The sequence below is a fragment of the Psychroflexus sp. MES1-P1E genome (genome assembly GCF_002836055.1).
Lineage (GTDB): Bacteria > Bacteroidota > Bacteroidia > Flavobacteriales > Flavobacteriaceae > Psychroflexus.
Genome location: NZ_PJBS01000230.1, coordinates 1 through 2,690, shown reverse-complemented (window position 1 = coordinate 2,690; position 2,690 = coordinate 1). Strand labels below are relative to the sequence as shown.

The following is a 2,690-nucleotide window of genomic DNA, read 5'->3' as shown; positions in this document are numbered from 1 at the left end:
ATTCGACTATCATTTGGTGTCATTTTTATTTGGTTTGGACTATTAAAACCACTACATCTTTCGCCCGCGGAAGGTTTGTTAAAGGCAACCGTAGCATGGCTTCCCTTTGGCTCCCCTGAAAACTGGTTAATAATTATTGGCTGGTGGGAAGTGATTATTGGGATTTGCTTTCTCTTTAAAAAAACAACAAGATTAGCAATTATCCTTTTACTGACCCAGATGGTAGGAACCTTTATGCCTTTAGTTTTTCTTCCTTTAGTAACTTTTCAATCAAATAATATTTTGCTTCCTACTTTAGAAGGGCAATACATCATTAAAAATCTAATAATTATTTCAGCTGCCTTGGTTCTTGGTGGTGAAATTAACAGACAAAAAAAACAGGATATAAAATACAAATAACAGTTTAGGCTTAATTAACCCGAGACCAACGATGAGACCAACGGATCTTAACGGAGAGGTATCCTTTTTCTAAATATTCATCCTTTAAAACCCTCATTAGTAAAAACCAAAAACAGTATTTCGCGCTTACCAAAAATGATTAAGCAGTGAATTCTAATCCGATTATTGACTTTATATATGCTCCACGTCATTGATCTTTCTATAAATCAGTTAGTGGACAAAAATCAAAAAAACCTCACTTCTAACGGTAGTCTTGAAGATTTTATAAGCTCAAATAAAAAAACAATCACAAGAAAAGAGTATAGTATTGTTTTTAAAGATATCTCAATAGCTACGGCAAGCTGAAATATGAGAACAGGTGCAGACTTAAAATTATTGAATAACAGATAAAAAGAGTAAAATAACCTACAATACAAAATTAAGCTAACAGAATGGCTGATCTACTAAGATTAAAATTAAAAAAGGCCTTAATCCTTGATGCAAATTTATTACTTCCTTACCATCCGTATTGAATCAAGCTTCTTAACTTTGAAACAAATTAAAATTTAAGTATGAGTACATCTATAAAAGACTTGGAGCCCAAAGCTATTTGGAAAAATTTTTCAGAACTGAATGCTGTTCCGAGAGCATCTAACAAAGAAGAGCGAGTGATTCAATTTGTGCTTGACTTTGGCAAACGACTCGGACTCGATACACAAACCGACAAAATTGGTAATGTGATCATCAAAAAATCAGCAACCAAAGGAATGGAAGATCGTAAAACAACCGTTTTACAATCGCATTTAGATATGGTACATCAAAAAAATAATGCAACTACCTTCGATTTTTCTACCGAAGGTATCCGTATGCATGTAGATGGTGATTGGGTAAAAGCTGATGGAACCACACTAGGTGCAGATAACGGCCTTGGAGTAGCCACCATTATGGCGATTTTGGAAAGTCAAGATGTTCCACATCCTGCGCTAGAAGCTTTATTTACTATAGATGAAGAAACTGGTATGACCGGCGCTAAAGAACTTGACGATTCTATTCTTAAGGGTGAAATTCTTCTCAATCTAGACACCGAAGAAGATGATGAAATTGGAATTGGATGTGCTGGAGGTGTAGATCTTACCGCCACGCGATTTTACATCGAAGAGTCTATCCCAGAAGAGGCTATCGCCTACTCTATCACTATTGATGGTCTACAAGGTGGGCACTCCGGTATGGATATCATCAAAGGACTTGCAAATGCAAATGTGCTGATGAATCGTATTCTTTATACGGCCTACATTACTGTTAGTTCTCGTGTGGCAAGTATAGAAGGCGGTGGTCTTCGTAATGCAATTCCTAGGGAAAGTCATTCGACACTCATCATAAATAAAAGCCATAAAAAAGAATTCGAAAACACCTTGGAGAGTTTATTTAAAACGGTCCAAGAAGAATATAAGACCCTAGAGCCACAGATGGCGTTTCACTTAGAGGAAACTGAACTGCCTAAAAAAATTATGAGTAGCGATGTACAAGATGCTTTTCTAAAATCAATCTATGCTGCCCATAATGGAGTGTATAGAATGAGTCCAGACATCGATGGTCTGGTAGAAACCTCCAACAATATCGCTAGAATTTCTGTCGCCGATGGTAAGATACAAGTCTTATGCCTAACGCGTTCTTCTGTCGATTCTTCCAAAGATGATCTAGTTAATTCGCTCTCTTCTGCCTTTGACCTTGCAGGATTTCAGGTCGAACTTTCTGGAGATTATCCAGGTTGGACGCCAAACCCCGACTCAGACATCCTCAAAATTGTTGATCGCATTTATATAGACCTAAACCATGAAAAAGCAAATGTTGCGGCTTGTCACGCTGGTTTGGAATGTGGAATTTTGGGAAGCCACTATCCTAAGATGGATATGATTTCATTTGGCCCAACTATTCGTGGTGCCCATTCTCCAGACGAACGCGCAAGCATATCTAGTACGCAAAAGTTTTGGAAACTGATTCAAGAAGTTCTAAAACAAATCCCGAAGAAAGGATAATGTAGTGTTGTCATTCAGAAGGAGCATTTTGCAACTGATGAATATTTACCTGTCTTAAGCATAAAAATTCCTGGTTGAAATGAAAAAGATTCCTCGTCGAAGAAAGAAACTTCTCTGTCGGAATGACAACACTCTGTCATTCTGAAGGAGCATTTTGCAACTGAAGAATCTTTGCCAATCGAAAACAAAGAGACTCGTTGTTGAAATGAAAAAGATTCCTCGTCGAAGCAAATAGCTTCTCTGTCGGAATGACAAAAAGGTTCCTTCTAGGATCTC

At 37.4% G+C, this 2,690-nt stretch carries 2 protein-coding genes; both read left to right on the top strand.

The features are described from left to right. Positions 1–399: DoxX family membrane protein (locus CXF67_RS09140; protein WP_102088479.1), on the top strand; the 399-nt coding region annotated here is incomplete at its 5' end. 551 nt (positions 400–950) lie between these two features. Continuing rightward, positions 951–2,414 carry an aminoacyl-histidine dipeptidase gene (locus CXF67_RS09135; RefSeq protein ID WP_102088478.1) on the top strand — a complete coding sequence of 488 codons (1,464 nt, stop codon included), beginning with the start codon at positions 951–953 and terminating at the stop codon, positions 2,412–2,414. Positions 2,415–2,690 lie beyond the last annotated feature (276 nt).

Bases quoted from the DNA above. Each gene is read 5' to 3' on its own strand.
- CXF67_RS09135 (WP_102088478.1), top strand. From the start codon at position 951: ATGAGTACATCTATAAAAGACTTGGAGCCCAAAGCTATTTGGAAAAAT.